Source organism: Myxococcus sp. SDU36 (assembly GCF_030168875.1).
Classification (GTDB): Bacteria; Myxococcota; Myxococcia; order Myxococcales; family Myxococcaceae; genus Myxococcus; species Myxococcus vastator.
This window is the reverse complement of the sequence record NZ_CP077414.1, coordinates 8,835,829-8,861,015: the sequence shown is the minus strand read 5'-3', so window position 1 is coordinate 8,861,015 and position 25,187 is coordinate 8,835,829. Positions and strand designations below refer to the sequence as shown.

At 69.8% G+C, this 25,187-nt stretch carries 19 protein-coding genes, 5 tRNA genes and 1 other RNA gene; 16 read left to right on the top strand and 9 right to left on the bottom strand.

Annotation, left to right across the window (positions count from 1 at the left end; genetic code table 11):
• Positions 1 to 266: 266 nt before the first annotated feature.
• The 5 genes from KGD87_RS36090 to KGD87_RS36070 form a co-directional block, all read right to left on the bottom strand.
• Complete coding sequence (locus KGD87_RS36090) at positions 267 to 1,190, bottom strand: SDR family oxidoreductase (protein ID WP_284665428.1); 924 nt, start codon at positions 1,188 to 1,190, stop codon at positions 267 to 269.
• Between the two features lie 35 nt (positions 1,191 to 1,225).
• On the bottom strand, positions 1,226 to 2,080 hold the full coding sequence (locus KGD87_RS36085) for a lysophospholipid acyltransferase family protein (RefSeq protein WP_163786293.1): 855 nt from the start codon (positions 2,078 to 2,080) through the stop codon (positions 1,226 to 1,228).
• Positions 2,081 to 2,137: 57 nt separating this feature from the next.
• On the bottom strand, positions 2,138 to 3,091 hold the full coding sequence (locus KGD87_RS36080) for a polysaccharide deacetylase family protein (protein ID WP_284665427.1): 954 nt from the start codon (positions 3,089 to 3,091) through the stop codon (positions 2,138 to 2,140).
• Between the two features lie 17 nt (positions 3,092 to 3,108).
• Positions 3,109 to 3,819 (bottom strand): glycosyltransferase family 2 protein, encoded by a 711-nt coding sequence (locus KGD87_RS36075; RefSeq protein ID WP_284665426.1) that lies wholly within the window; start codon positions 3,817 to 3,819, stop codon positions 3,109 to 3,111.
• A 73-nt stretch (positions 3,820 to 3,892) separates the two neighbouring features.
• Positions 3,893 to 5,206 carry a protoporphyrinogen/coproporphyrinogen oxidase gene (locus tag KGD87_RS36070; protein ID WP_284665425.1) on the bottom strand — a complete coding sequence of 438 codons (1,314 nt, stop codon included), beginning with the start codon at positions 5,204 to 5,206 and terminating at the stop codon, positions 3,893 to 3,895.
• Positions 5,207 to 5,412: 206 nt separating this feature from the next.
• Between KGD87_RS36070 and KGD87_RS36065 the strand changes: the two genes are divergently transcribed.
• The 9 genes from KGD87_RS36065 to ffs all read left to right on the top strand — a co-directional run bounded on the left by KGD87_RS36065 (position 5,413) and on the right by ffs (position 12,738).
• The gene (locus KGD87_RS36065) at positions 5,413 to 10,122 is read left to right on the top strand and encodes a tetratricopeptide repeat protein (RefSeq protein ID WP_284665424.1); all 4,710 of its coding nucleotides are present in this window, start codon (positions 5,413 to 5,415) and stop codon (positions 10,120 to 10,122) included.
• Between the two features lie 116 nt (positions 10,123 to 10,238).
• Positions 10,239 to 11,519: a serine--tRNA ligase gene (gene serS, locus KGD87_RS36060; protein ID WP_284668737.1), complete on the top strand. Its 1,281-nt coding sequence runs from the start codon at positions 10,239 to 10,241 to the stop codon at positions 11,517 to 11,519.
• Between the two features lie 93 nt (positions 11,520 to 11,612).
• A tRNA-Ser gene (locus tag KGD87_RS36055) sits at positions 11,613 to 11,699 on the top strand.
• A 44-nt stretch (positions 11,700 to 11,743) separates the two neighbouring features.
• Positions 11,744 to 11,833 (top strand) — tRNA-Ser (locus tag KGD87_RS36050).
• A gap of 29 nt (positions 11,834 to 11,862) precedes the next feature.
• Positions 11,863 to 11,939: transfer RNA gene (locus KGD87_RS36045), tRNA-Arg, on the top strand.
• Between the two features lie 20 nt (positions 11,940 to 11,959).
• Positions 11,960 to 12,424: a tRNA adenosine(34) deaminase TadA gene (tadA, locus tag KGD87_RS36040; protein WP_163783333.1), complete on the top strand. Its 465-nt coding sequence runs from the start codon at positions 11,960 to 11,962 to the stop codon at positions 12,422 to 12,424.
• Between the two features lie 5 nt (positions 12,425 to 12,429).
• A tRNA-Ser gene (locus tag KGD87_RS36035) sits at positions 12,430 to 12,516 on the top strand.
• 12 nt (positions 12,517 to 12,528) lie between these two features.
• Positions 12,529 to 12,615: transfer RNA gene (locus KGD87_RS36030), tRNA-Ser, on the top strand.
• A 30-nt stretch (positions 12,616 to 12,645) separates the two neighbouring features.
• Positions 12,646 to 12,738: signal recognition particle sRNA small type (ffs, locus tag KGD87_RS36025), an RNA gene on the top strand.
• A 65-nt stretch (positions 12,739 to 12,803) separates the two neighbouring features.
• On the opposite strand, the gene KGD87_RS36020 is transcribed toward ffs, so the two are convergent.
• Positions 12,804 to 14,264, bottom strand: coding sequence for a glycosyltransferase family protein (locus KGD87_RS36020; protein WP_502887986.1), 1,461 nt, complete (start codon positions 14,262 to 14,264; stop codon positions 12,804 to 12,806).
• A 157-nt stretch (positions 14,265 to 14,421) separates the two neighbouring features.
• Between KGD87_RS36020 and dnaX the strand changes: the two genes are divergently transcribed.
• The 4 genes from dnaX to recR all read left to right on the top strand — a co-directional run bounded on the left by dnaX (position 14,422) and on the right by recR (position 17,573).
• A complete protein-coding gene (dnaX, locus tag KGD87_RS36015; protein WP_284665423.1) occupies positions 14,422 to 15,630 on the top strand; it encodes a DNA polymerase III subunit gamma/tau in 1,209 nt (402 codons plus the stop codon).
• A 22-nt stretch (positions 15,631 to 15,652) separates the two neighbouring features.
• The gene (locus KGD87_RS36010; RefSeq protein WP_284665422.1) at positions 15,653 to 16,561 is read left to right on the top strand and encodes a DNA polymerase III subunit gamma/tau; all 909 of its coding nucleotides are present in this window, start codon (positions 15,653 to 15,655) and stop codon (positions 16,559 to 16,561) included.
• 94 nt (positions 16,562 to 16,655) lie between these two features.
• The gene (locus KGD87_RS36005) at positions 16,656 to 16,973 is read left to right on the top strand and encodes a YbaB/EbfC family nucleoid-associated protein (RefSeq protein WP_163783332.1); all 318 of its coding nucleotides are present in this window, start codon (positions 16,656 to 16,658) and stop codon (positions 16,971 to 16,973) included.
• 6 nt (positions 16,974 to 16,979) lie between these two features.
• Positions 16,980 to 17,573, top strand: a complete 594-nt coding sequence (gene recR, locus KGD87_RS36000) for a recombination mediator RecR (protein WP_163783331.1) — start codon at positions 16,980 to 16,982, stop codon at positions 17,571 to 17,573.
• A gap of 39 nt (positions 17,574 to 17,612) precedes the next feature.
• Here the strand turns inward: recR and KGD87_RS35995 are convergent, their stop codons facing one another.
• From KGD87_RS35995 to KGD87_RS35985, 3 genes are read right to left on the bottom strand one after another with little or no spacing between them, the layout of a single operon-like run.
• Positions 17,613 to 19,469 (bottom strand): protein kinase domain-containing protein, encoded by a 1,857-nt coding sequence (locus tag KGD87_RS35995; RefSeq protein WP_284665421.1) that lies wholly within the window; start codon positions 19,467 to 19,469, stop codon positions 17,613 to 17,615.
• Between the two features lie 2 nt (positions 19,470 to 19,471).
• Entirely contained in the window at positions 19,472 to 21,442 is a 1,971-nt protein-coding gene (locus KGD87_RS35990; RefSeq protein ID WP_284665420.1) for a FecR family protein, read from the bottom strand.
• On the bottom strand, positions 21,439 to 22,959 hold the full coding sequence (locus KGD87_RS35985; protein ID WP_284665419.1) for an MSCRAMM family protein: 1,521 nt from the start codon (positions 22,957 to 22,959) through the stop codon (positions 21,439 to 21,441). Before KGD87_RS35985 ends, KGD87_RS35990 begins: the two co-directional genes overlap by 4 nt.
• Before the next feature lie 327 nt (positions 22,960 to 23,286).
• Between KGD87_RS35985 and mglB the strand changes: the two genes are divergently transcribed.
• The 3 genes from mglB (at position 23,287) to KGD87_RS35970 (ending at position 25,182) form a co-directional block, all read left to right on the top strand.
• A complete protein-coding gene (gene mglB / locus KGD87_RS35980) occupies positions 23,287 to 23,766 on the top strand; it encodes a gliding-motility regulator GTPase-activating protein MglB (RefSeq protein ID WP_002637270.1) in 480 nt (159 codons plus the stop codon).
• An 11-nt stretch (positions 23,767 to 23,777) separates the two neighbouring features.
• On the top strand, positions 23,778 to 24,365 hold the full coding sequence (gene mglA / locus KGD87_RS35975; protein ID WP_002637269.1) for a gliding-motility regulator Ras-like GTPase MglA: 588 nt from the start codon (positions 23,778 to 23,780) through the stop codon (positions 24,363 to 24,365).
• Between the two features lie 121 nt (positions 24,366 to 24,486).
• The gene (locus KGD87_RS35970; RefSeq protein WP_284665418.1) at positions 24,487 to 25,182 is read left to right on the top strand and encodes a dihydrolipoamide acetyltransferase; all 696 of its coding nucleotides are present in this window, start codon (positions 24,487 to 24,489) and stop codon (positions 25,180 to 25,182) included.
• Positions 25,183 to 25,187 lie beyond the last annotated feature (5 nt).

Genomic DNA, 25,187 nt, shown 5'->3' with positions numbered 1-25,187 from the left:
GGAGTGCCCTACAGTCTGACGGGGCGACACCGTTGCCGGGCCCATGTCGCCGCGCCGTGATGGGCAGCCACTAGAGCAATGGCAGTGCCAAGCACCGCACCTGGAGCGGGCGCTGGTGAATGGCTGGAGATTCAAGGGGTTGCAGCGCCCGGTGGCCTGACGCCGCCCAGCCCCTGAGGTGGGCCTCTGACATGCCTGTCAGGGCCCCCCGGGCCGGACGTCGCGCCGGGCCTGACAACGGTGTCAGGGCGCCTCGGACTTTCCAGCTAGTCGCCCTGGACGGAGCGGATGGTGTCGCGCATGGAGTGGCGCGGCTTCCAGGCCACGTCCTTCACCCAGCGACTGCCGTCCACCGCACACAGGAACTGGATGTGGTCCAGCTCCGGCGGCGGGAAGTTGGCCAGCCGGTACTTGAACAGCATGCCCAGCAGCGGCCGGGCCACGGGGTGCGGCACGGGGATGGGGCTATTGCCCAGCTCGCGCATCACCGCGGACAGGGGCACCTCGCCAGGGCCCACGACGTTGTAGACGCCCTTGGGTTCGGGGCGGAGCGCCTCCACCATGGCGCGCGCGACGTCCTCCACGTGGATGAGCTGCACCATGGGGTCGAAGCCCGCCATCATCCAGGGCCGGCGCATGCGCAGGTAGTTGGACGGCGCGTTCTTGATGGTGGGCCCGACGATGTGGACGGGCCGGAGGATGACCGTCTCGATGTGCGGGTGCTTCCAGAAGAAGCTGTGCGCCAGCATGTCCACTTCGATGAGGTCGCGCACGCCGGAGAAGCGGCTGGCGGCCATGAGCGGCGCGTCTTCCATGAGGAAGTTGGAGTTGTCCGGACTGGGCCCGTAGACGTTGGCCGAGGACAGGACGACGACCTTCTTCACGCCGTACTTCGCGCAGTACTCCAACAGGCGCGTGGTGCCCACGACGTTGAAGGAGTGGTGCTCCTCCTCGCTCATCCGGGGGTCATGCATGATGCCCATGTGGATGACGGCGCGGATTTCGTTCTTCCGGAAGACGTCCTCCGCCTTCTTCTTGCGGAGGTCGAGCTCGTACATCTCGACGTCCTTCGGCCGCCCCGCGAAGGGCCGCCGGTCGATGCCGATGATGCGCTCGTGCTTGTGCAGCAGCTTCGCGAGGGTGCGGCCGAGGTTGCCGCTGATGCCCGTGACGACGACGGCCGGTTTCATGGAACTCCCCTCTTTAGCACCGCCGCGCCGGGCGCTCACCAGAACACGCCCTGACGCTCCTTGAGGCCCTGGTGGAGCATGGACTGGATGGACGCCTTCACGGTGCGGACCTTCTTGTCCAGCTCGCTGTCCTCGTCGTCCGGGCGCCCGGAGAAGTGCAGCGGCTCCCCGAAGTAGATGCGGTACTTCGTGGGCAGGGGGATGGGCAGGCCCGTGGGGGTGATGGGGAAGGACGGGAAGCCAAAGAGCTTCGCCACCGGCTTCAGGTCCATCAGCGCCGGGGCCTGCTCCTCCGCGCCAATGACGGCCACGGGGACGATGGGCGTGTTCGTCTCCAGCGCCAGGCGCATGAAGCCCAGGCCGAACTCCTGGAGCTGGTAGCGCTGGGGCCACAGCTTGTTGATGCCGCGCGTGCCCTCGGGGAAGACGAGGATGGCCTCCTCCGACTCCAGCAGCCGCCGGCAGTTCTCCGGCGTGCCGACAATCTGCCCCACGCGGGCCATGAAGGTGGACACGTACGGGAGCGACGACACCCACTTCTCCACCATGCTGCGGATGACGCGGGGCGGGCTGGCATCCAGCATCATCGCCACGCCAATCATGGCGCCGTCCATGGGCAGCTGGCCGGAGTGGTTGGACACCAGCAGCACCCGGCCGGCGGGCACGTGCTCGATGCCGTACGTCTCCACGCGGAAGTAGTTCCGGTAGAGCCACAGGAGCGGGGCCACCGCGGACAGGCTGTAGTCCAAGTCGAAGCCGAACGGGTCCACCCCGTACTCGTTCCCCGGGCGCGTCAGGCCCTGGAGCCGCTGCTTCTGCTCGCCGTTGGCCAGCCGGTCCGTCCACTCGCGCAGGCCCTTCTTCACTCGGTCGGTGACGTTCTCCAGCATGGGGGCTCTTTACACCACCGGCCCCGCACCGGCGAAGCAAGCATGCCATACCGGCCCTCAGAGGCGGCCGGGACGTGCGCTGGCGGACAGGCGCCCGGCGACGTCGCGCAGCGTGAGGACCTCGCGCTCCGACTTCAGCCAGCCGAACACCTCGCGCAGGCGCGCCATCTTCCGGGTGGCGCTGACGCGCAAGTCCCGCTGCTGCCGCACCAGCTCCGGGGGGACCCCGTCCGACGCGTCCAGCACGTCCACGCCGTGCAGCTCGAAGTTGAAGAAGGTGTCCCGGCGGCAGGCGCGCCAGAGCCCGCGCAGGGACGCGCTGGGCAGCGTGGTGACGAAGGTGCCGATGAAGGGAAAGCGCAGCCCGGGCGTCACCGTCATGGGCAGCTCCAGCACGGAGCCCGAGCCCCGCCGGTAGGGCCGCGCCGGGTCGGGCCGGTACGGCACCCGCGGCGCCAGCAGCACGCGGGGCGTGTCCAGCACGGAGCGGGACGGACGCCCCAGCATCGCCAGGCCCCCCATCACCACCGCCTTCGCCAGGTAGTACGGCACGGCGGGGAAGGCCGAGGAGCCATACCGGTAGCCCAGCGCCGCCGTGGCCGCGTACAGGTCCGCGTTCAGCGTGTAGCCCGGCGCGCGGAACCCCTCCGGCCGCACACCCGTCGCCGCGAGGATGGCGGCATCCGCGCGCGCCAGGTCGGCCTGGATGGCCTGGGGGCCCCGGCGCGTCAGCGCGTAGTCATGGGCGTGGCTGTGGCTGGCCACCTCGATGCCCGCCTCGTGGGAGGCGCGCATGCTCGCCACGGCGACCGGGTCGGACTCCAGGTCCTCACCGATGACGAAGAAGGTCCCCGGAATGCCCAGCCCGTCCAGCAGCTCCCGGAAGCGCGGCACCGCCACCGCGTGCACCAGCGAGCGGGCGCGGGCGTCCAGCAGCGACTCCGGCAGGCCATGGATGCGGCAGTAGTGGGGGAGCGAGTCGAGGTCGACGGAGATGGACGCCAGCCGCACGGTGCGCCCTCCCCGGCTCAGGTCCCGCGGACGCGGATGACGTAGAACAGCTTGCCCACGTTCTTGAGCACGTTGGGCACGCGCTTGAACAGGTGGATGGAGGGCTGGCGCTTCTCGTGGAGCTGGATGGGAATCTCCATCACCCGCAGGCCCTCGCGCCACGCGCGGATGACGAACTCGCTGGCGAACACGTCCATGTCCACCACGCACTTCTGGATGACGGGCAGCAGCGCCTCGCGGCGGAACGCCTTCAGGCCGTGGGTGTCCGTGCCCTGGAAGCCCAGCGCCACCCTCAGCAGCTTGTTGTGCACCCGCGTGGCCGCCCGGCGAATCAGCGGGCGCTGGTCACTGGCGCCCTTGGCCGCCTTGGAGCCCACCACCATGTCCGCCTCGCCCCGCTCCAGCCGCGGCAGCGCCGCGTCGTAGAAGGTCAGGTCGCACAGGTCGATTTCATCGCAGACGACGTAGGTGCCCCCGGCCTTGAGGATGCCGGCCTTGAGCGCCACGCCGTAGTTGGGCGTCTCCGAGTGGAACCAGCGCAGGCGCGGGTTGTTCGCGCACAATTCCTCGAGGATGGCCGGCGTGGCGTCGCGCGAGCCGTTCTCCGCGAAGATGATTTCGTAGTCGAGCCCGCGCGCATCCAGCCCCTGGCGCAACTCCTCCGCCGCCGAGGCGATGATGGACTCCTCGTTGTAGACAGGGATGACGACGGTGAGGTGCGGGGCCATGAAATCGAACCGGGATGGCTAACACGACCCAGGCCACCCGTCGACACAATGCGACGGGTGGGCGAAGGGGATGTCAACCGTTGAGTGTCCTCGCGCACGCGCGCCCGGCGAGGATGGCGTCCTCCATGGAGGAGTACTCCCACTGCCCATAGCGGCCGGCAATCTGGACTCCGGCATGCTCCAGGAAGCGCAGAATCTCCGACTTCGCCGGGCCGTATGCGTCGTCGTAGAGCACGTAGGCGTGGGGAATCTCGCGCGCCTGGGCGAAGAGCACGTCGTCCGCGGCGTGAATCATCTGCGAGCGCACCAGGTCCTCCACCGCGTACTTCTCCGCCGCGGCCGGGGACAGCTCGCCGTGGTGGCTGTACTCCACGTAGAAGGTGGACGTGTCCGGCGGCGCCAGCGGCGCGTACACCGCGGAGGGCGAGCCGATGCGGTACGTGTGGAACTCCGGCTCCGGCAGGTAGATCCAATGCCAGGGCTGGCGGTTGGCCCCCTTGGCGCCCACGGCCACGTAGGTGACGGTGGTGGCGCGCAGCTGCTTCGCCGCGTCCTGCACCGTGTCCGGCACGCCGGCCTCGCCCTGGGCGAGCAGCTTCACCAACCCGGGCAGGGAGATGCTGGACACCAACCCCGCATAGGGCTGCACGCTTCCGTCCGACAGCGTCACCCTCCGGGCCTTCCAGTCGATGGCGGTGGGCTCGGTGTGCGTGCTGAGCTGGCCGCCCTTCAGGTGGCTCAGCATGGCGCGGGCGAGGCTCTCGATGCCGCCCTCGCGCGGGTACAGGAACGACGCGTTGTAGCCCACCGCGTCGCTGCCAGCGCCCAGCGCGCCGTCCACCACTTCCTTGAGGTTGGGGCGGGGAACGAAGCGGCCCACCCAGGCGGCGGACATCTCACGCGGGTGCACCGTCCACAGCTTCTGGTTGTAGGGCACCATGAAGTTCTTCGCGAAGCCCTCCCCCATGAAGCGGAGGATGAACTCCTCGAAGTTGCGCGGCTCGCGCTCGCGCAGCTCGCGGCCCTTCTCACCGTAGACCGCCTCCACGTAGCCGGTGAGGTTCTCCGCCACCACCTCCGGCGGCAGGCCGTGGGTGTTCACCTGGTACGGGAAGCGGGTGAACACCCCGCGCGTGAAGATGCCGGCCTTGCGCTGGATGCGGACCATCTGCTCCGGCAGCCACAGCGTGTTCACCAGGGCCTGGATTTCGGGGTCGCGCAGGTGGAGCCAGTGACCAGTGGGGTCAAAATAACACCCCTGGATGACCTCGGTCTTGATGAGGCCGCCGACACGGTCGGACTTCTCGATGAGGCGCCAGGGCTTGTTCAGGAAGTGGGCGGTGGAGAGGCCCGCGAGGCCCGCGCCCAGGATGACAATGGGTTCCATTGAGGGGCGGGTCTAGCATCTTCCACTCCGGGAGCGGCGAATCGAACGCGGCGTGCTGACCGGTGGAAGGCGGGAGCCCTCGCCTGCTTGCCCGGGAGGGTGCGCTTCAACCTCCTCGTGCGCGTTCTTTCCGGGCTGGAAACGCCTCTGGTAGCCTGCGCGCACCGCGAAGGCGCTCGGTCCCCCTCTCGCGAGCTCGGAACCCCATGAAAGTCTCCTGCCCGTCTTGCCAGACGAACTACAACATCGATGACAAGCGGATCCCTCCGGGCGGCGCGAAGCTCAAGTGCGCCCGGTGCCAGACCACTTTCCCCATCAAGTTCGAAGCGGTGAGCGCGCCCGCTGCGCCTGCTCCCGCCGAGCACGCCGTTCCGCTGCCGGGTGCCGCCGCGCCCCAGGCCGCCGCCATCCCGCTGCCCGGCGCCGCGCAGGCCGCCGCCATCCCGCTGCCGGGCGCCGCGCCCGCGCAGGCCGCCGCCATCCCGCTGCCGGGCGCCGCGCCCGCGCAGGCCGCGGCCATTCCGCTGCCGGGTGCCGCGTCCGCGCAGGCCGCCGCCATTCCGCTGCCGGGTGCCGCGCCCGCGCAGGCCACCGCGATTCCGCTCCCCGGCGCTTCCGCGTCCACGGGGGCCATCCCGTTGCCAGGTGCCGCGCCGGCCCACGCCGCCGCCATTCCGCTCCCAGGTGCGCCCGCGGGAGCCATCCCGCTGCCGGGCGCCCCCGAGGCGCTCAGCGCAGCACCTCACACCGCCGCGATTCCCCTTCCCGGAGCAGCCGCGCCCCAGCCCGCCGCCATTCCGCTGCCCGGGGGCGCCCCGGAAGCCGATCCGTTCGCCTTCGACATGAGCGAGCCCGCCCAGGCAGAGGCCATCCCGCTGCCCGGAGGCGCTCCGGAAGCCGATCCGTTCGCCTTCGACATGAGCGAGCCCGCACAGGCCGAGGCCGCCTTGCCCCTCCCGGGCGCCGCGCCCGAGGAGGACGCCTTCGCCTTCGACATGAGCTCGCCCGCGGAGGCCGCCGCGGCCATGCCGCAGGCAGGTGGCCCGTCCGGCATGGACGCGTTCGGTGACGACTTTGGCGAGCCGGCCCAGGACACCCACGAGGTGACGCGCGTCGTCTCCATTCCGCTGCCGACCGACGCCTACCGCGAGCCGACCGACGCTCCGTCGTCGGGCTACGGCGTGAATGAGCCCGCCGGAACGGCGCGCGACTTCGACTTCGAGACCGTCGAAGCCCCCGACGAGGACGCCGCGCAGGGCTACGGCGTGAACGCGCCCGCGGGCACCGCCAGGGACTTCGACTTCGCCGAGGACGCCCTGCCCGTTCCCGTCGAGGCGCCTCCCGCCGAGGACGCGTTCGCCTTCGACATCGAAGCCCCCAGCGGTGCCGCCCAGGCCCAGCCGCCCCAGGCGGACCCCTTCGCCCTGCCGCCCCCTGAGGCCTACGCTCAGCCGGCCGCGCCGTTGGACGACCCGTTCGCCCTGCCGCCACCGGAGATGGCGCCCCAGACGGACGCGTTCGCGCCGGACGCGTACGCGATGCCGTCCGCGCCCGAGGCCTCGCCCTATGCGATGCCTCCGCCCGCCGAGGGAGCGCCGTCCTTCGACTTCGCCGAGCTGCCCGTCCCCGCGAACGCGGATCCATACGCGCAGCCCCCTCCGGGAGCGGACTTCTCCGACCTGCCCGCGCCCGCCGCGCCCCAGGCCCTGGAGTTCGAGGACCTGCCAGCACCCGCCGCACCGGACCTGTCGTTCGACTTCAACGAGCCCGCGCCCGGTGCAGATCCGTTCGCCGTCGACTTCAGCGCCCCACCGGCCCCCGCCCCCTCGGCGGATCCGTTCGCCGCCGATTTCGGCGCCGCGCCAGCGCCTGGTGCGGATCCCTTCGCCATCGACTTCGCGGAGCCTCCGGCCCCCGCGCCAGCCGTCGCCGTCAACCCGGGCGTGGACTTCGGGGACGTGGACTTCGGCGCGCCTCCATCGCCCGGCATTCCGGACTCGCTCGAGTTCGACCCCACCGCCCGGCCGGATGACGACCTGGAGGCGGACCTCTCCGACCCGCTGCCGCCGCCGCCCAACGCGGGCCCCGCGGACGGCCTGGAGATGCTGTCCTTCATCGACGACGCGGCGGGCAAGGACGGCGGCGCCCAGGCAGGCACCAAGGTGCGCCGCTTCCACGTCCGCCGGCGCTCGGGCAAGGTGTTCGGCCCGTTCGACGAGGGCGTCATCGTCAAGATGCTCGAGGACGGGCAGCTCCTCGGAAACGAGGACGTGTCGCTGGACTCGGAGACCTGGTCCGCCATCGGCACGATGCCCATCTTCACCGCCGCCATCCAGCGGCTGATGGAAGGCCCCGCCAAGCTGGTGACGCCCACCGCCGCGCCCGCCGCGGACGTCATCGACGCGCCTCGCGTAGACGGCGCCAGCCCGCAGGCCAACATGAGGCGGCTGGAGCAGCTCTATGAAGGCCGCATGGCCGCGGTCTCCGTGGTGGACCGCAGCGGCAACACCGAGAAGTGGAAGAAGCGCGTCCCGCTGATGATTGCCGCGGGCGTCGCCGTGGTGGTGGCGGGTATCGGCGCGGGCACGGAGTTCGGCACGCGCTACGGCGCCTTCGGCCGCCGCGCCCTCTTCCCCGCCCGCGTCTCCGACGGCTCGGCCGAGGCGAAGCAGGTGGCGGACGCGAAGCAGGCGCTGCTCACGGACACCTTCGACAGCTACAAGCAGGCCCGGGAGCTCAGCGCCAAGGTACTCCAGCAGAAGGAGTACCCGGAGGTGCGCTCGCTGTGGTGCCAGTCCGTCTACTACCTCCAGCGCCGCTACGCCGCGGGCAACCCGAACGAGATGAGCCGCTGCCGGCAGGACCTGGAGGACATCGAGTTCCTGGGTGAGAAGGACGTGGACGTCATCAAGGCGTCCGCGGCCATCGCCCTCACCTCCCGTCAGACGGACTCGGTCATCCCCACCCTGAGCGGCGCCTACGGCCGCGAGGACACCCAGGGAGACCTGGAGCTGGCCTTCCTGCTGGCCGAGGCCTACTCGCAGAAGCGCGACGAGAAGCGCGCCCTGGACACGCTGAACAAGGTGCTGGCGAAGAACCCCAAGTCCGCCAAGGCGCACCACGCCGTGGGCAACCTGCACCAGGACGCCGACCGCGCCGACGAAGCCGCCGCCTCCTATGCCGCGGCCCTGGAGGCGGACCCCAAGCACGTGGCGTCCGCGGTGGAGCTGGCCGCGGTGGAGTTGCTGGTCCGCAAGGACGTGGCGAAGGGCACGGAGGCCGTGGAGCGGGCGCTGGCCGCGGACGTCCAGTCCGCCCTGGGCCCCGCGGAGATCGCCCGCGCCCGCGGACTCAAGGGCGTGGCGATGTTCCAGAAGCACCAGCCGAAGGAGGCCGAGTCCGAGCTGAAGGCCGCCCTGGAGATGGACGCGAAGTCCACCTTCCTCCGCGGCCAGCTGGCGCGCGTGCTGCGCGCGCAGCGCAACTTCGAGGGCGCCCTGCCCATCTACAAGGCCCTGGCGACCGAGGAGCCCAACGACCTGGAGTTCGCGGATGGCCACATCACCGCGCTGGTGATGACCGGAAAGATGCAGGACGCGCTGGAGGCCGTGAAGAAGGCCAACGGCGTGTTCCCCAACGAGGCGCGCATCGCCTACCTCTACGGACGCATCGAGGACGCGCTCGACAACCTCTCCGACGCGGAGGGCCACTACAAGCGCGCCATCGCCGCCGACGACAACCTGGTGGAGGCCCGCCTCTACCTGGGCCGCTTCTACCTGGCCCAGCGCCGCAACGCGGAGGCGCGGCCCCAGCTCGAGGAGGCGGCGAAGAAGGCACCGGAGAACGCGGGCGTGCGCGCGGGCCTCGGCGAGCTGGCCCTGGCGGAGAACAACACGCTGCTGGCCCAGCAGGAGTTCGAGCGCTCCGTGAAGCTCGACCCCATCCTGGCGGACGCCCACCTGGGCCTGTCCCGCGTGGCCCTGCTGACGGACGACCTGGAGACGGCGAAGACGGAGGCCAACCGCGCCCTGGAGCTGGACCCGCACCTGCTGAAGGACGGCCGGCTGCAGCGCGGGCTCGTGCTGTGGCGCCTGGGCCAGCTGGAAGAGGCCGTGGCGGAGCTGGAGAAGGCCAAGACGGAGGACCCGCGCTCCACCACCATCCCGATTACGCTGGGCGCCGTGCTGCTGGAGCGGGGCGATTTGCCGGGCGCGGAGAGCAACCTGGGCCTCGCGCTGAGCAACGAGCCCTCCAACCACGAGGCGCTCTACTACCTGGCGCTGGTGAAGGCGAAGCGGCTGGAGTTCACCCAGGCCCTGGACAACATGCGCAAGGCCGTGGAGCGGGCCCCCAACCGCCCCGACTACCACTACGCCTACGGCGTCATCCTGCGGGACGCGAAGAACCTGCCGGACGCCATGAGCGCGTGGCGCAAGACGGTGGAGCTGGATGGCGCCCACGCGGATGCCCACGAGGCGCTCGGTCACGCGCTGCTGGAGGGCAGCCAGTTCGACGAGGCCATCACCTCGTTCGAGGCCAGCCTCAACGCCGACCCCCGCCGCACGCGGGTTCTGGGCTCCATTGGGGACGCGTACTTCGCCGCCGCGCGCTGGAACGACGCCATCAAGCGGTACCAGTCGGCCCTGAAGGCGGACCCCAAGCTCACCTACGTCTATTACAAGGTGGCCCGCGCCTTCACCGAGCAGGCCCAGCACGCCAAGGCCATCGACTGGTACCGCAAGGCCACCAGCCTCGATTCGGAGAACCCCATGGCCTACTACTACCTGGGCTTCGCCTATAAGGAGCGCAACAAGCGCCGGGAGGCCGTGCAGGCCTTCAAGGACTACCTCTCCCGCAAGCCGGACGCGACGGACAAGAAGGACATCGAGGACGAAATCTACGACCTGCAGAACTGAGGGCCCTCCCCACCCCCACGGAGTCAGGACGGAGGAGGGCGCGGCGTCCGGCCTTGAGCACCCCAGGCGTGAGGAACCTTGCTGGCCTCACCCGGGGTGACTACAAGGCGTGCTCCATGCTGGACCTCCGGAACGTTGCGCAGAACTTCGATGCGGTGGTCGCCCGGCTCAAGACGCGGGGCGGCAACCTGGATTTGGGCCCCTTCCAGCGGCTCTTCGCCGAGCGCCGCGAGCTGTATGTCTCCGTGGAGTCGCTGGCCGCGCGCCGCAACGCCGCCAACGAGGAGATGAAGCGCAAGGCGAAGGAGGACCCGAAGGCGCTGGACGCGCTCCGCGGCGACCTCCGCGCCGTCTCCCAGGAAATCAAGGAGAAGGAAGCGCGCCTCAAGGACGTGGAGGAGGAGCTCAACCGCATCCTCCTGCTCATCCCCAACGTGCCCCATGAGTCCGTCCCCCAGGGCGGCGGCGCCGAGGACAACGTCCAGGTGACCGTCTGGGGAGCGAAGCCCGACCTGCTCTTCGCCCCCAAGCAGCACTTCGAGCTGGGGGAGAAGCTGGGCATGCTCGACTTCGAGCGCGCCGCCAAGGTGTCCGGCAGCCGCTTCACCTTCTACAAGGGCGCGCTGGCCCGGCTGGAGCGGGCGCTCGTCACCTTCATGATCGACGTGCACACCAGCAAGGGCTACACGGAGCTGCTCCCGCCCTACCTGGTGCTGCGCGAGACAATGATGGGCACCGGCCAGCTCCCCAAGTTCGAGGACGACGTCTTCAAGACGATGGGCGAGCCGGAGCGCTTCCTCATTCCCACCGCGGAAGTGCCCGTCACCAACTACCACGCGGACGAAATCCTGGAGGGCGAGTCCCTGCCCATCCGCTACTGCGCCTTCAGCCCCAGCTTCCGGGCCGAGGCGGGCGCCGCCGGCAGGGACACCCGCGGCCTCATCCGCCAGCACCAGTTCCACAAGGTGGAGCTGGTGAAGTTCGCCCACCAGGAGAAGAGCCTGGACGAGCTCGAGGCCATGACGGACGACGCCTGCGACATCCTCCGCCGCCTGGGCCTCCACCACCGCGTCATGCTCCTGTGCACCGGAGACATGGGCTTCAGCGCCCGGAAGACGTACGACATCGAGGTCTGGCTCCCCGGCCAGGACAGCTACCGGGAGATTTCGTCCTGCTCCGACTGCGGCGACTTCCAGGCCCGCCGGGCGAAGATTCGCTACCGGGCCCAGAAGGGGGACAAGCCCCAGCTCGCCCACACGCTCAACGGCAGCGGCCTGGCGGTCGGCCGGACGACCATCGCCATCCTGGAGAACTACCAGCGCGAGGACGGAAGCGTGGCCATTCCGGAGGCGTTGGTGCCGTACATGGGCGGTTTGAAGGAACTGAAACCGATTTGAGTCTGAATCCGGCTTGCAACGCGCGAAGAATGAGGTAGAAGGGCGGCCCCACGGACGTCGGTCCGGGGGGTGCCAAGTCGGCCCCGACGGTATGGAGGCGTGGCCGAGCGGTTGAAGGCAGCGGTCTTGAAAACCGCAGAGGGTGAAAGCTCTCCGTAGGTTCGAATCCTACCGCCTCCGAGTTTTTGTTCTTGAGTTTGTTGGCTCTTTGACAGAGAAGAGTTGGAGAGATGGCCGAGAGGCTGAAGGCACAGGTTTGCTAAACCTGCATACTCGAAAGGGTATCGAGGGTTCGAATCCCTCTCTCTCCGCCACTTGTTGTTGTAGCAGCGCCGGAAGAAATGCTCCCTTAGCTCAGCTGGATAGAGCGTCGGACTACGAATCCGAAGGCCGGAGGTTCGAATCCTCCAGGGAGCGCCACTTCTTTCGAGCAGTTCTCCATGAGTGACGAAGCTTTCATGCAGCAGGCGTTATCGCTCGCGCGGGAAGCAGCGGAACTCGGAGAGGTCCCCGTAGGTGCGGTGGCAGTGCTGGACGGTGAAGTCGTTGGCACTGGCTTCAATCGCCGCGAAGTGGACCGCAATCCGCTCGCTCACGCAGAAATGTTGGCAATGGATGCCGCAGCCCGGAGAATCGGCGCCTGGCGGCTCTCGGGTGTCACCCTGTATGTGACGCTTGAGCCATGTGCCATGTGCGCCGGAGGTCTGGTGCAGTCTCGCGTGACACGACTCGTCTTCGGTGCATTCGATCCGAAGGCCGGTGCGGTGGGTTCGCTGTACAACCTGGTCGAAGAGCCTCGACACAATCACCGGCTCCAAGTCACGAGTGGTATCCTGGCGGACGAGAGCCGCCTGCTTTTGAAGACGTTCTTCGGGCGCTTGCGCGCGAAGAAACGTGACAATTGAATACTGGAGAGCTGGCCGAGTGGTCGAAGGCACCTGACTCGAAATCAGGCATACCGGTAACGGTATCGTAGGTTCGAATCCTACGCTCTCCGCTCCAGATTTTTGGAGAGGTGGCCGAGCGGTTGAAGGCGCACGCCTGGAACGCGTGTATATCTGAAAGGGTATCGTGGGTTCGAATCCCACCCTCTCCGTTGTTGTTTCCGCAGTACGTGGTTACATACTTTATGGTCGGGACAACGTGGGGGCGCGAACCCCGCCAGGTCCGGAAGGAAGCAACGGTAGCGTACTTCCGCGTGTGTCCCGGCCGTCTTTTTGAAGAGCCGGTGTCCTGCTAAAGGGCACCGGCTCTTCGCCTTTGCGGGCTGGCCGCTCCCCTCCCCTACTCGCGGGAGAGAATCGTCTCGCGGCCCACCTTCCGGACGATGTGGAAGCCGCCGGCCTGGAGCTCGTCGAGCGCGCGGTCCTCGAAGGTGACGGCGCGGTTGAACGTCCTGTCCCGTAGCGCGCGCTGGAATGCGCCGTCGTGGGGCCAGTCACAGGTGAGCCAGGGAATCCGCTTCCCCAGGTAGAAGAAGCCGCCCGAGCCCCACAGCCCCTCGTTGACGATGAGCAGCCCCCGCGCGTTGCCCCGGGTGGCGGCGACAATCGCCCGGAGCTGGTCTGCCCGCAGGTCTCCGGAGGGGAAGAAGGCCGCCGCCCCCAGGCTGGCGACCAGCGCGAGTCCAGCCAGGGCCCACCGCCCCGCTGGCCGGGCAAGCTGGACAAGGCCCGCCGCCACGGGTGGCGCCGCGGCCAGCACCCCCAGCACCAGGCCGGGATAGAGGAAGCGCTCCTCCTTGTGCGCGGTGGCCAGGAGCACGCCGGTGTACATAGCGGCGCACCACAGCGGCAGGGACAAGGCGCGGCGCCGGCGAAGCGCGGCGATTCCCACGGGCACGGCGGCCCAGGCCCAGAGGGGCACCGCGGTGAACAGCGGCTTCACGTAGAAGCTCGGGGCGTCAGCGCCGAACTGGGCCGCGGCCTTCCCTGAGAAGACGTTGAAGCGGACATAGGCGAAGAAGGAGTGGAACGGCGAGCCCCACGTCGCCCAGTCCAGCGCGCCGAGCGCTACCGCCACGCCCAATCCGCCCGCGCAGGTGAAGGCGAGCAGTCGCCACTGCCGCGCCGCCGCCAGCCACACCAGCGCCGCCAGGACGAAGATGGCCGACGGGTAACGGGCCACCACCGCCAGCCCCAGGGCCATGCCGCCCACGAGCCCTGCCCTCTCGAGCCGCGCCCTGCGGTCCAGCGCCTCCACGGCGACGATGAGCAGCGAGGCGGAGATTGACTCGGCCATGGTGCGCCCCGCGAAGACGAGCACCGGTCCGTAGAGCCCCACGAGCAACGTCGACAGCAGGCCACCCCAGGTCCCCGCTCGGCGCTGGGCGAAGCGGTACGCGGCCCAGAGACTCCAGGCGTGCAAGGCCACCTGCGGAAGGGCCACCACGACGCGGTAGGCCCGTGGGTGGGTGATGCCCAGCAGGTCCGCCAGCTTGAGGAAGCCGGCCAGGACACCGGGCACGGCCCAGTTGCGGAGGCCCTCACGCCACTCCCACGCCAGGACGCCGTAGCCGTGGACACGCCACCAGGCGGGCTCCAGTGATTGGTACACCTCATCCGGGTGGATGCGGCCCAGTTGCACCACCGCGATGAGGCCAGGCAGCAGCGCCACCACCCCCAGGACCCAGCGCATCCAGTTCCGGGCCGGCGCCTCTTGGGGCGTGACCTCGGGCGCGAGGGACGTGGGCCCGGGTGTCGGGTTGGAATCAGTGGTGGGCGTGGCGAGGAGGGGCGCGGACACGGGCGCGGCCGACTCTTCCCGCCCGCGTTCCCGGACGCAAGGTGTGAAGCGTTCGGTTGCCCGCCCTGGGTCCGAGCCCGACGGGAAGTGGAATCCCACCTCGTGGGAGGGCAACGACATGGATCATTCACGCCGCCGTGTTTAGATGACGCCCCCCATGAGCTACCTCGTTCTCGCCCGCAAATGGCGCCCACAGAAGTTCGACGACATGACCGGGCAGGAGCACGTCGTCCGGACGGTCGCGAACGCCATCAAGATGGACCGGGTCGCGCACGCGTACCTGTTCTGTGGCCCTCGTGGCGTGGGCAAGACGACGGCCGCGCGTCTGCTCGCCAAGGCGCTCAACTGTGAGAAGGGCCCCACCGCCCAGCCTTGTGGCGAGTGCCGCGCCTGCACGGAGATTGCCGCCGGCACCAGCGTGGACGTCGCGGAAATCGACGGTGCCTCCAACAACGGCGTCGAGAACGTCCGCGAGATTCGCGAGAACGCGAAGTACCTGCCCCAGCGGGACCGGCACAAAATCTACATCATCGACGAGGTCCACATGCTGTCGGGGGCGGCGTTCAACGCGCTGCTCAAGACGCTGGAGGAGCCGCCCGGGCACGTGAAGTTCATCTTCGCGACCACGGAGGCGCACAAGCTCCCGGACACCATCCTGTCGCGGTGCCAGCGCCACAACTTCCGTCGGATTCCGGCGGCGCGGATGCTTCAGCGGCTCCAGGAAATCTGCAAGGCGGAGGGCGCTGGTATCTCCGACCGCTCACTGTCGCTGGTCGTGCGCCAGTCCGAAGGTGGCATGCGCGACGCGCTGAGCCTCCTGGACCAGGTGCTCGCCTCGTGCGGCGCCAACCCCTCCGACGAGGAAGTGGCCGACGCGCTGGGCGCCATCGACCGGACGCTGGTGCAGGACTTCGCCGATGCGCTCGTCCACAAGGACGCGAAGCGGGTGCTGGAGCGCGTGGAAGAGGTTTTCAACCGCGGCCTGGACTTGAAGCGCCTGGCCGAGGAGCTGGCCTTCCAGCTGCGGCATCTCTTCGTCACCAAGACGCTGGGCAAGGCGCCCGACGAGCTGGCCGAGTCCGAGCAGAAGGCGCTGGTGGCGCTGGCCCAGGACGCGGAGGCCGCGCAGCTCACGCGCCTCTTCGACGTGGTGCACGGCTGCATCTGGGACGTGTCGCGCGCGGCCCAGCCCCGGCTGGCCCTGGAGATGGCGCTGCTCAAGGCCATCCAGTTGTCGCCGGGTGGTTCCATTCCCGAGCTGCTTGCCCGCGTGGACAAGCTCGCCGCGGGGATGGGTGAAGGTTCCGCGAAGTCGAATGCTGGAGCGCAGGGAGGTCGCTCCAGTCCCACGAACTTTCGCGCCTGAGGCACGACACGACGCTTCTGTAATGCAGGCCGCTGCCCCTGCCCCGCAGGGCTACCAGGCCACTCAGGGGGTCCCCGCCGGCCCGGTGATGGAGGGGCTGTCACCTTCCGCCGCGCGCCCGCTCTCGTTCCTCCGCAACAGTGGCTCGGCCCAGGCGCCCACGGCCCCGCCCGCCGTGCCTCCCGCGGGCGCCACGCCGCTGTCGCGCACCACCGAGCCCGCGCCGTCGGTCCGCGTCACCAACATCCGCCGGCCCGAGCCCGTCGCGCCGCCAGAATCGCCGCCCTACGCGGAGGAAGAGGACGCGCGCTACTACCCCGAGGAGAACTCCCCCGAAGGCTGTGCCTCCGGCGAGTGCCTCCCCGAAGTCGCCGCCGCGCCTCCCGCGCCAGCGCCCGAGCCCGTCATCCACCACGAGCCCGAGCCCGAGCCCGAGCCGGCCCCGGTCACCCGCTCCCGGGACAACCCCAACCTGCCCCTCATCGAGCGTTGGCGTGCCGCCGTGGAGACGGTGAAGGCCGCCCATCCCCGGCAGGGCGCGGCGCTCTCCAACGGGCGCCTGCTGTCCATGAAGAACGGCGAAATCGTCCTCGGCTTCCTGCCCGTGGCCGGCTTCCACCGCATGGCCGTCAACGCCACCGCGGGCAAGGCCGCCGTGGACAAGGCCCTGGCCGAGCACTTCGGCCGCCCGGTGAAGCTCACCGTCCAGGATGCGTCTCCGGACGACCCCCGGCTGGGTCCCAGCCTGGCCGAGCAGGACGCGCAGACTCGCGCCACCCACGAGAAGAACACGGACAGCAAGGTCCGCGGCCACCCCGCCGTCCGGGCGGTGCTCAAGTTCCTGGGGGGCGAAATCGAACACATCCAGGTCTACGAGCCCGAGCGCCCCGGGGCCGTGCCAGCGGCCGACACCCCCGACGACAGCGCCTGACAACCGCCTCGCGCAACGGTAGGGTGGCGCCCCATTCCACGCCGGGGCGGGGCCACGTCCATGGCACCCGCTCCCACGAGCACCGAGGAAGCATATGCCTGGCGTCGACCTGAACTACTTCATCCGGCAGGCGAACAAGCTGACGGAGAAGATTGAAGAGCGGAAGCAGCAGCTGGCGGATGAGAGCGTGGAGGCCAAGGCCGGTGACGGCCGCGTCACCGTCGTCGCCAATGGCATCCAGGAGATCCGCAGCATCAAGATCGACAAGGAAGCCATCGACCCCAACGACACGTCGATGCTCGAGGACCTCATCACCGCCGCGGTGAACGCCGCCCTGGCGAGCAGCCGGCAGCACATGCAGCGCGAGCTCGCGAAAATCTCCGGCGGCGTCAAAATCCCCGGCGTTACCTGATACCGGATGACCCCCGATCCGCTGAATCGACTCGTCGCCCAGTTGGCGAAGCTGCCGGGCATTGGCGAGAAGACCGCGCAGCGCCTCGCGTTCCACATCCTGCGGGCGCCGGGTGAGTACGCCGCGGAGCTGTCGCAGGCCATCCACGAGGTGAAGGAGAAGGTGCACCTGTGCGTGCGCTGCTTCTCCCTCACCGACGCGGAGACCTGCAACTTCTGCCGGGACACGCGGCGCGACGAGCGCGTCCTGTGCGTGGTGGAGACGTTCGCCGACCTGATGGCGCTGGAGCGCACCCGTGAGTTCAAGGGCCGCTACCACGTCCTGCACGGCGTGCTGTCTCCCCTGGAGGGCGTGGGCCCCGACCAGCTCCGCATCCGCGAGCTGCTGGAGCGCCTCAACGACAGCCGGGTGGAGGAGCTCATCCTCGCCACCAACCCGGACGTCGAGGGCGAAGCCACCGCGCTCTACCTGACCCGCCTGCTCAAGCCCATGGGCCTGCGTGTCACCCGCATCGCCCAGGGCCTGCCCATGGGCGGCGACCTGGAGTTCGCCGACCAGGCCACGCTCGCCAAGGCGCTCTCCGCCCGCCGCGACCTGTAGGCCCCTCGCGGCGGCGGCGGCGCGAGCCACCTCGCGCCGCTACTGCGTCACCCGCCACGAGAAGGGCATCACCACCGTGACCTCCTGGTCCCGGTGGGGCGGGAAGCGGAGGCGCTCCGCCTGGGCCTCCAGGCAGCGGCCCACGCCCGACGAAGCCAGCGGTCCCCGCGTCCCCGCCCGCACCTTGCCCGACGAGACGATGGTGAGCTGCACCTGCACCTCACCCTGGCTCGAAGGCAGGTCCGCCTTGTAGCGCTCGAAGCACGTGGTGATGCGCGCCCGTCCCCGCGAGACGACACGCTGCACGTCGTCGATGCCCAGCGTCACCCGCTTCTGCGACGAGGCCTTCTTTGACCGCACGGGTGCAGGGTCCGCCACTTCTTCATCCGCCTCCGGCTCGGCATCGGACGCAGCCCCCGCGAGCCCGGCTTCGTCCGGCTCCGGCTCCGTCGCGGCCTCAGCGCCCCCCGCCCCATTCGTCACGGACTCCGTCGGCGAGCCGGCCTGAGCGGCGGCATCCACCGGGGGTGCCACGGCCTCCACGATGGGCGCCGTCGCCGGGACCAGCGACACCGAGACAGGCGTCGTCACCCATTGCCGGTATCCAACGATGCCCGCCGCCGCCAGCAACAAGCCGCCCGCCAATCCCACCGCCAGCGTGCGCCAGCGTCGGCCCCCTGCCGTGGTGGCGGGCTCCGGTGACGCCGGCCCGCGTGAAGCCGCGCCATGGGCAGGCACGCCCGGCGAAGACGGCCGCATGGCCATGCCGGGCCGCTGCGCGGACGTGGCGTCACCGTCCCGGGCAAGCACGCCATACAGATTCGTCCCGTGCGGCTCCGCGCCCTGCGCCTGCGCCCCTTCCGCGGAGCTTCCGTACGTCGCGGTGAGCGTGGCCAACGTGGGGATGCGCGAGCGCTCGGTGAAGCGCTCCTCGCCGAAGTGGCCCTTCAAGAAGGCGCCGAGCGGCATCGCGCCCGAGCCACTGAGGTGCTCCGAGAGGAACGTCTCCAGCGCGTCCGCGAACGCCTCCGCCGTGGGGTAGCGGTCCTCCGGCTTGAAGGCCATGGCCTTGAGGAGGATGGCCTCCAGCTCCTCGGGCAAGTCCGGCCGCAGCTCGCGCGGCGGCTTGAGCTCGCCCTGCAGCAGCGCGTTGAGCACCGCCAGGTCGTTCTCCCGGGAGAAGGGCCGCACATGGGTGAGCGCCTCATACAGGCTCACGCCCAGCGCGAAGACGTCCGCGCGGCGGTCCACTTCCTTGCCGCGCGCCTGCTCCGGCGCCATGTACATGTACTTGCCCTTCACCACGCCGGTGCGCGTGTTGACGAGCCGCGACTCGGCCTTGGCGATGCCGAAGTCCAGCACCTTCACCTGCCCCTGGTACGTCAGGTACAGGTTCGACGGAGAGACGTCGCGGTGGACGACGTTGAGCGGCTGTCCAGCCTCGTTGGTGAACTCGTGCGCGAAGTGCAGCCCGCGCGCCGCGTCGATGAGGACGCGCAGCACCACGGGGAGCGGCACGTAGTGGCGCTTGCGCCCGGCCAGCCGCAGCGTCGTGGAGAAGTCCTCGCCCGCGAGGTACTCCATGCAGATGTAGTAGCAGCCCTCGGCGAAGCCCAGCTCCTGAATCTGGACGATGTTGGGGTGGGCCAGCTTCGCCGCCAGCCGCGCCTCGTCCCGGAACATCTCCACGAAGTCGGGGTTGTTCGTCAGGTGCGGCAGCATCCGCTTGATGACGACGTTGCGCTCGAAGCCGTCGGCGCCCAGCAGCTTGGCGAGGAAGATTTCCGCCATGCCGCCTTCGGCCAGCTTCCGCACGAGCACGTACGGGCCATAGGGCTGCAGCAGGGGAACAAGGCCCGCGTCCGGCACAGGCAGGGTCGTCTGGGGGGGGGACATCCTCACGGCCCTCGCTGTTTCAGGGTGCGCACCGTATGGACCGCCGGGGCACCAGGACGCGTCATCTTAAACACCAATACGGGCGGCGAGCCCACCGGCTCCACCCAGGTGTTGAACCGGTGTTTGCCATCCAGCGCCACCGGGCGTCCATTGATGGACAGGCGGGCGTCCACAGGTGCGACACCGGCCGCGCGCACCCTCGCGCCCGCCGCCTGTCCGTTGCGCGGTGTGGACACCATGAGCACCGGCACCGAGTTGTCGTAGACCAGCTCCAGCTTGTTCATCCGTCCCCCCTTGAGCTGTGCACCCGTGGCGGAAAGCGGCGTGACGGACCAGAGGTAGCTGCCCTCGCGCAGCGCGCCCGCGTCCAGCGCGGCGCGTGTCTCCGTCACGGTGCGCTCGGCCACCGGCGTATCCAATGCCCCCGCGCGGTACACCGCCACACGGTAGCGCGTCGCGGAGCTCTCCGCGGCATAGGTGAAGGTCACCGCCGGGGGCTTGTCCTGGTAGAAGATGGTCGTCTTCTCCGGCCCCTCGGGCACCACGTTGCGCACCCGCGCCAGCGAGCGCACCGCGCGCTCCGGCGCGAACGACGCGCTGCCCGACACCTGCGTCCCATCCTCGCGGCGCACCCGCCAGTAGAGCCTGCCACGCGCCGGCGCCGGCACATTGAGGAAGGGACGGTACACCGTGCCCGAAAGCACCGGCCGCGTGAAGGCCGCGTCCTCCGCGACCTCCACCGTGGCCTCGCCCTCCCCTTCCCAGGTGATGGCCACCTCCCGCAGCCCTGGATGGAACACCTCCGCGCCGTTGACGACGCCCAGGGCCAATGGCGCGGGCTCGAGCGGCTCGACGCGTGGCGCCTGCGCGGAGGACGCCTCCACCGTGGCGCGCTCACCCGCTCGCAGCGCCTGCCGGGCGTCTCCGCGCACCAGCGTCACCTCTCCGGTGAGGGCATCCACCAGATAGCCCGCGGCCGTGCGGCGCACCGCCAGCCGCGCCTCGCCGCCGCCCTCCACCCGCAGCCCCGGCAGCACCAGCCGGCTAGTGCGCCCGCGCGAGAGCTGCAGGTTCAGCCAGCCCCTCAACAAGTCGAAGCGCGCCTCATCCGTGGCGCCGCCCTGCTCCGCCGACGTCAGCACCAGCTCCGCGTCCGAGCCCAGTGACGCCACCGTGGCCGAGCCCTCCAGCGCGAGCACCGCGGAGCCTCCACGCCGGGTGCGCACGCTGCCTCCCGGCGACAGCACCTCGCCCTGCTTCGCCACCGGACGCCAGGCCGACGCCCCCTTGGCCCGCACCTCCGCGCGCCCCGTCCCCAGCCGCACCGTCACCGGAATCGGCGCCAACTCCAGGACCCGCGCGCCGCGAACCACCAGCTCCGTCCGGCCGGACGTCGCCTCCACCGTCTCGCCTTCGGATGCGCGCAGTGTCTTGCCGTCACGGCCCACGAACTCGATGGCGCCCAGCCGCACCTCCACGCTGCCCGCGTCCTCGGCCACCTGCACGCGCACCTCACTGGGTTCATCCGCCCCCACGCGCGTGAGGCCGAAGGGCGTGCGGATGGTCAACGCCACCTTCGCGCCCTGGCCCGCGCGCTTCTCACCCGCGGGCACGCGCGACAGCAGGATGCCGCGCTCCACCTGGAGCACGATGCCTCCCGATTCCGCGCCCAGCGCGAAGCGGGCATCCGGCCCCACCTCCACGGAACGGCCATCCGGGAAACGCACCGTGGCCGCGCCGCCCGAGGCCGTCTCCACCGCGTCGCCTCCGTACAGGGGGCCTTCCTGAGCGGGCCCCTGCTTGCCACCTCGCTCCAGCCGCACGTCGCCGCGCAAGCCCTCCAGGCGTCCCAGCACCTCGCCCGCGCCAGCATCAACCACCTCCAAGGAGCCGGGAGGCGGCGCCACGGCGTCATCATCACACCCCGCGACGAGGAGCAGCAGGACCAGGAACCAACGACACGGGGCACTCACCGTTTCCCCCTCGGGAAGAGGTCGACATTCAGGATGGTCCGCTCACCCTCGCGCAGGGTGATGACCTTCGTCTGGGACAGGTGCCCTCGCGCGGAGAGGGTGATGCGGTAGGTGCCACCCCGCACCTGGACATTGAAGGCCCCCTTCGAATCCGTGCGTGCGCGCACCCGGGCCTTCGTGATGAGGAGGGTCGCCGCCAACGGCTTGCCCCCTCGCACGCTGCGGACCTGTCCCACCAGCGTGGCCCGCGTCCCCTGCTTCTCCGTCGCCAGGGGCACCGACAGCGTGGATTCCTGCCCGGCGATGACCACCGCGGCTTCATCCGCGGACTGGAAGCCCGAAGACGCCACCGCGACGGCCACGGGCCCTGGAGCCAGGTCCTTCACCACCGCCTGCCCCGTCAGGTCCGTGCGCACCTGCGCCGTGCCCACCGACACGCGAATGTCCGGCAGCGGCACGCCCGTCCGCGCATCCACCACCGTCACCCGCAGCGCGCCCGTCGGCGGCGGCAGTGGCGCGGCCCGGACCTCCAGCTCCGCGCGCCGGCCCTCCTCCACCGTGGCCGTCGCCTCCGCGGACGCGTACCCCTCCGCCGTCACCCGCGCGGACACCGGCCCGGGCGACAGGGACGCCACCTCGACGAGCCCTTGCGCGTCCGCCACGTGCGCCTCGCCCGCCACCATCACCCGCGCCCCGGGCAGCGGCGCGCCCGTCCGCGCGTCCAGCACGTGAAACCGCACGCTCCCGGGCACCACCGCCACCGGTACGGGCACCTGCCGCGCCACCCGGGCACCGTCATGCCACGCCAGCTCCAGCGCCGCGCCCATCCGCCGCAGCCGCTGCCGGGACTGCGTCCCATCCGCCAGCGTCACCGTGTCCTGCACGTGCTGGAAGTCCAGCACCAGCGTGCCCGTCCAGCGCTCCGCTCGCCGCAGCGGCACCAGCAGCGCGCCCCCGGCGGAGAACCCCGTCGCCTCCGCCCGGGCGCCCGTGGCGTCGCGCACCGACAGCGAGACGGGCAGCTCGCCGCGCGCTTCCAACCGCAGCCCCAGCATCAGTGGAAAGCGCACCGAGCCCCCCACCACCGCCGCATGCCGCACGCCCCGGAGGAGCACCGGCTCGGTGGAGTCACTGAAGTGGGGAAGCTGCGAGAAGCCGTAGCCCGCGCCCAGCTCCGCGCGCACCGGGCCCAGGAAGAAGCGCGCCCGAGGGCCCGCCGAGCCCCGCCACAGGCTGCCGCCGGTGATCCGCAGCGCGCCCTCCCGCAAATCGAAGGCCTCCCGCTGCACCCCGGCCCACGCGCCCAGCCAGGACGTGCCCAGCCACGCCGTGCCCACGGCCGCCACGTCGTTCGGCGTGAAGCCCTCATAGGTGAGCCCGGGCCCTACATCCGCCTGACGGCCGTCACGCAGGGACAGCCCGTAGCGAAGGCGCAACGAGGCGTGCTCGGCCACCGCCTCCGCGTGGGCGGAGGGCGTGGCCAGCATGACGAGGAGCACCAGCGCCAGGCGCGCCACGGAGCAACGCGGGAGAAGCAGGAGCGGCAAAGCGCGGCGGAGTATAGAGAAAGCCGGGAAGGCCCCCAACTCCATGGGCCAGGCCCGCTCCACCCTCCTCGCGCGCAGGGTGCGGATCCGTGGCCTCCACCCCACAGGGCGTCCGGAGGGCATGGGTACGGGCACGGAACATCCTCCAGGAAGCGGAAGGCTTCTTGCTGGAGTGGAGACGCTTTGCTAAGCATCCTGACGGTCGGTAGCGCCTCGTCTAACCTCGTGGATTCACTCTAGAAACATCGGAGCGTCGCCATGAGCGGGACGAGCGAACGCTGAGGAGCGCATACGCCCATGGGCACGCAACTGGTGATGTACGAAGAGGAGTTCACCAAGATCAACGCCGTTTGCGACCGGCTTACGAAGGACGCGAACGCGAAGGTGGTCTTCCTCGTCGACAAGAACGGGCAGCTCATCTCCTCCGCGGGTCAGACGCAGAACATCGACACCACGTCACTGGCCTCGCTGACGGCCGGCAACGTGGCGGCGATGGGAGGCCTGGCCAAGCTGATTGGGGAGAACGAGTTCCCCAACCAGTTCCACGAGGGGGCCAAGGACTCGCTGTACATGACCATCGTCGGCAGCCGGGTCGTGCTGGTCGTCATCTTCGACAACCGCACCAGCCTCGGCCTCGTCCGCCTTCGCATCAAGAAGGCCAGCGACGAGCTCACGAAGATCTTCGAGAGCCTGGTGAAGAAGACGGACAGTCCTGGAGCTGGGTCGCCCTTCGCCGAGATCTCCGACGACGATATCGACAACCTCTTCAGCGAGTAACCCGGGAAGCCATGTCCTTCATCAATTACTCATCCCGCGAAATCAACTGCAAGATTGTCTATTACGGGCCCGGGCTCTGCGGGAAGACGACGAACCTTCAGTACATCTACAACAAGACCGCCGCGGAGACGAAGGGCAAGCTCATCTCCCTCTCCACGGAGACGGACCGCACGCTCTTCTTCGACTTCCTGCCGCTGTCGCTCGGTGAGATTCGCGGCTTCAAGACGCGCTTCCACCTGTACACGGTGCCCGGTCAGGTCTTCTACGACGCCAGCCGCAAGCTCATCCTCAAGGGCGTGGACGGTGTCGTGTTCGTGGCAGACAGCCAGATTGAACGTATGGAAGCGAACATGGAGTCGCTCGAGAACCTCCGCATCAACCTCGCGGAGCAGGGCTACGACCTGAACAAGATTCCGTACGTCATCCAGTACAACAAGCGCGACCTGCCCAACGCGGTGACGGTGGAGGAGATGCGCAAGGCGCTCAACCCCCGCAACATCCCGGAATACCAGGCCGTGGCGCCCACGGGCGTGGGCGTCTTCGACACGCTCAAGGCCGTGGCGAAGCTCGTCCTCACCGAGCTCAAGAAGGGTGGTTGAAGCAAGCGCCCAGGCGGGCGACCCCGGTCCCCGCCCACGGCGTGGCAAGACGTCCTACAGGCAAGGGTGCTATGTCCTCCCTTGCCGTCAGGTCGGACCGTCTGCCCACTGAGGTCGTACCGTGCGTGTCGCCGCCCCCTTCCCGCTCCTCGCCCTGCTGGGCGCCGCCCTCTGTGGGCCGGCGCTCGCGCAGGAGCCCGCCGCCGCCGCTCCTCCCTCCGCGCAGGCCACTGCGACCGCGGACGAGGCGTTCGACACCCGCGTGAAGACGCTGGAGGAGAACGTCGTCGACCTGAAGGAGAAGATCTACCGCTCCAAGGCGCGCCTGCTGCTGCTGCAGGAGACGGTGCTGGGCGGTGACGTCTCCACCGGCGCCCGGGCCGTCATCGTCCACAAGAACGAGATGGGCGGCTCCTTCGAGCTGGAGTCGGTGGCCTACGCGCTCGACGGCACGCCCGTCTACACGCAGGTGGATGAAGAGGGCCAGACGGACCTGGGCAAGCGCGAGCGCTTCGAAATCTTCAACGGCCGCATCGTCCCCGGGCAGCACCAGCTCGCCGTGCGCCTCGTGTACCGGGGCAAGGGCTATGGCGTGTTCAGCTACCTGGAGGGCTACAAGTTCAAGGTGCAGTCCAGCTACACCTTCAGCTCGGAGCCGGGGAAGACGTCCACCGTGCAGGTGGTGGGCTACGAGCAGGGTGGCATCACCACGGACCTGAAGGACCGGCCCGCGGTGCGCTACGACGTCTCCGTCGCGCGGGAGTCGGGCCGCAAGGCCGCGCCGCCGCCCGTCACCCGCTCCACTCCCGGGCAGTAGAGGGC

Coding starts and splice junctions, on each gene's coding strand:
- mglA (WP_002637269.1), top strand. CDS start 23,778: ATGTCCTTCATCAATTACTCATCCCGCGAAATCAACTGCAAGATTGTC.
- tadA (WP_163783333.1), top strand. CDS start 11,960: ATGAGTGACGAAGCTTTCATGCAGCAGGCGTTATCGCTCGCGCGGGAA.
- serS (WP_284668737.1), top strand. CDS start 10,239: ATGCTGGACCTCCGGAACGTTGCGCAGAACTTCGATGCGGTGGTCGCC.
- dnaX (WP_284665423.1), top strand. CDS start 14,422: ATGAGCTACCTCGTTCTCGCCCGCAAATGGCGCCCACAGAAGTTCGAC.
- KGD87_RS36085 (WP_163786293.1), bottom strand. CDS start 2,080: ATGCTGGAGAACGTCACCGACCGAGTGAAGAAGGGCCTGCGCGAGTGG.
- KGD87_RS35995 (WP_284665421.1), bottom strand. CDS start 19,469: ATGTCCCCCCCCCAGACGACCCTGCCTGTGCCGGACGCGGGCCTTGTT.
- KGD87_RS36090 (WP_284665428.1), bottom strand. CDS start 1,190: ATGAAACCGGCCGTCGTCGTCACGGGCATCAGCGGCAACCTCGGCCGC.
- KGD87_RS36075 (WP_284665426.1), bottom strand. CDS start 3,819: ATGGCCCCGCACCTCACCGTCGTCATCCCTGTCTACAACGAGGAGTCC.
- mglB (WP_002637270.1), top strand. CDS start 23,287: ATGGGCACGCAACTGGTGATGTACGAAGAGGAGTTCACCAAGATCAAC.
- KGD87_RS36005 (WP_163783332.1), top strand. CDS start 16,656: ATGCCTGGCGTCGACCTGAACTACTTCATCCGGCAGGCGAACAAGCTG.
- KGD87_RS36010 (WP_284665422.1), top strand. CDS start 15,653: ATGCAGGCCGCTGCCCCTGCCCCGCAGGGCTACCAGGCCACTCAGGGG.
- KGD87_RS36065 (WP_284665424.1), top strand. CDS start 5,413: ATGAAAGTCTCCTGCCCGTCTTGCCAGACGAACTACAACATCGATGAC.
- recR (WP_163783331.1), top strand. CDS start 16,980: ATGACCCCCGATCCGCTGAATCGACTCGTCGCCCAGTTGGCGAAGCTG.
- KGD87_RS36070 (WP_284665425.1), bottom strand. CDS start 5,206: ATGGAACCCATTGTCATCCTGGGCGCGGGCCTCGCGGGCCTCTCCACC.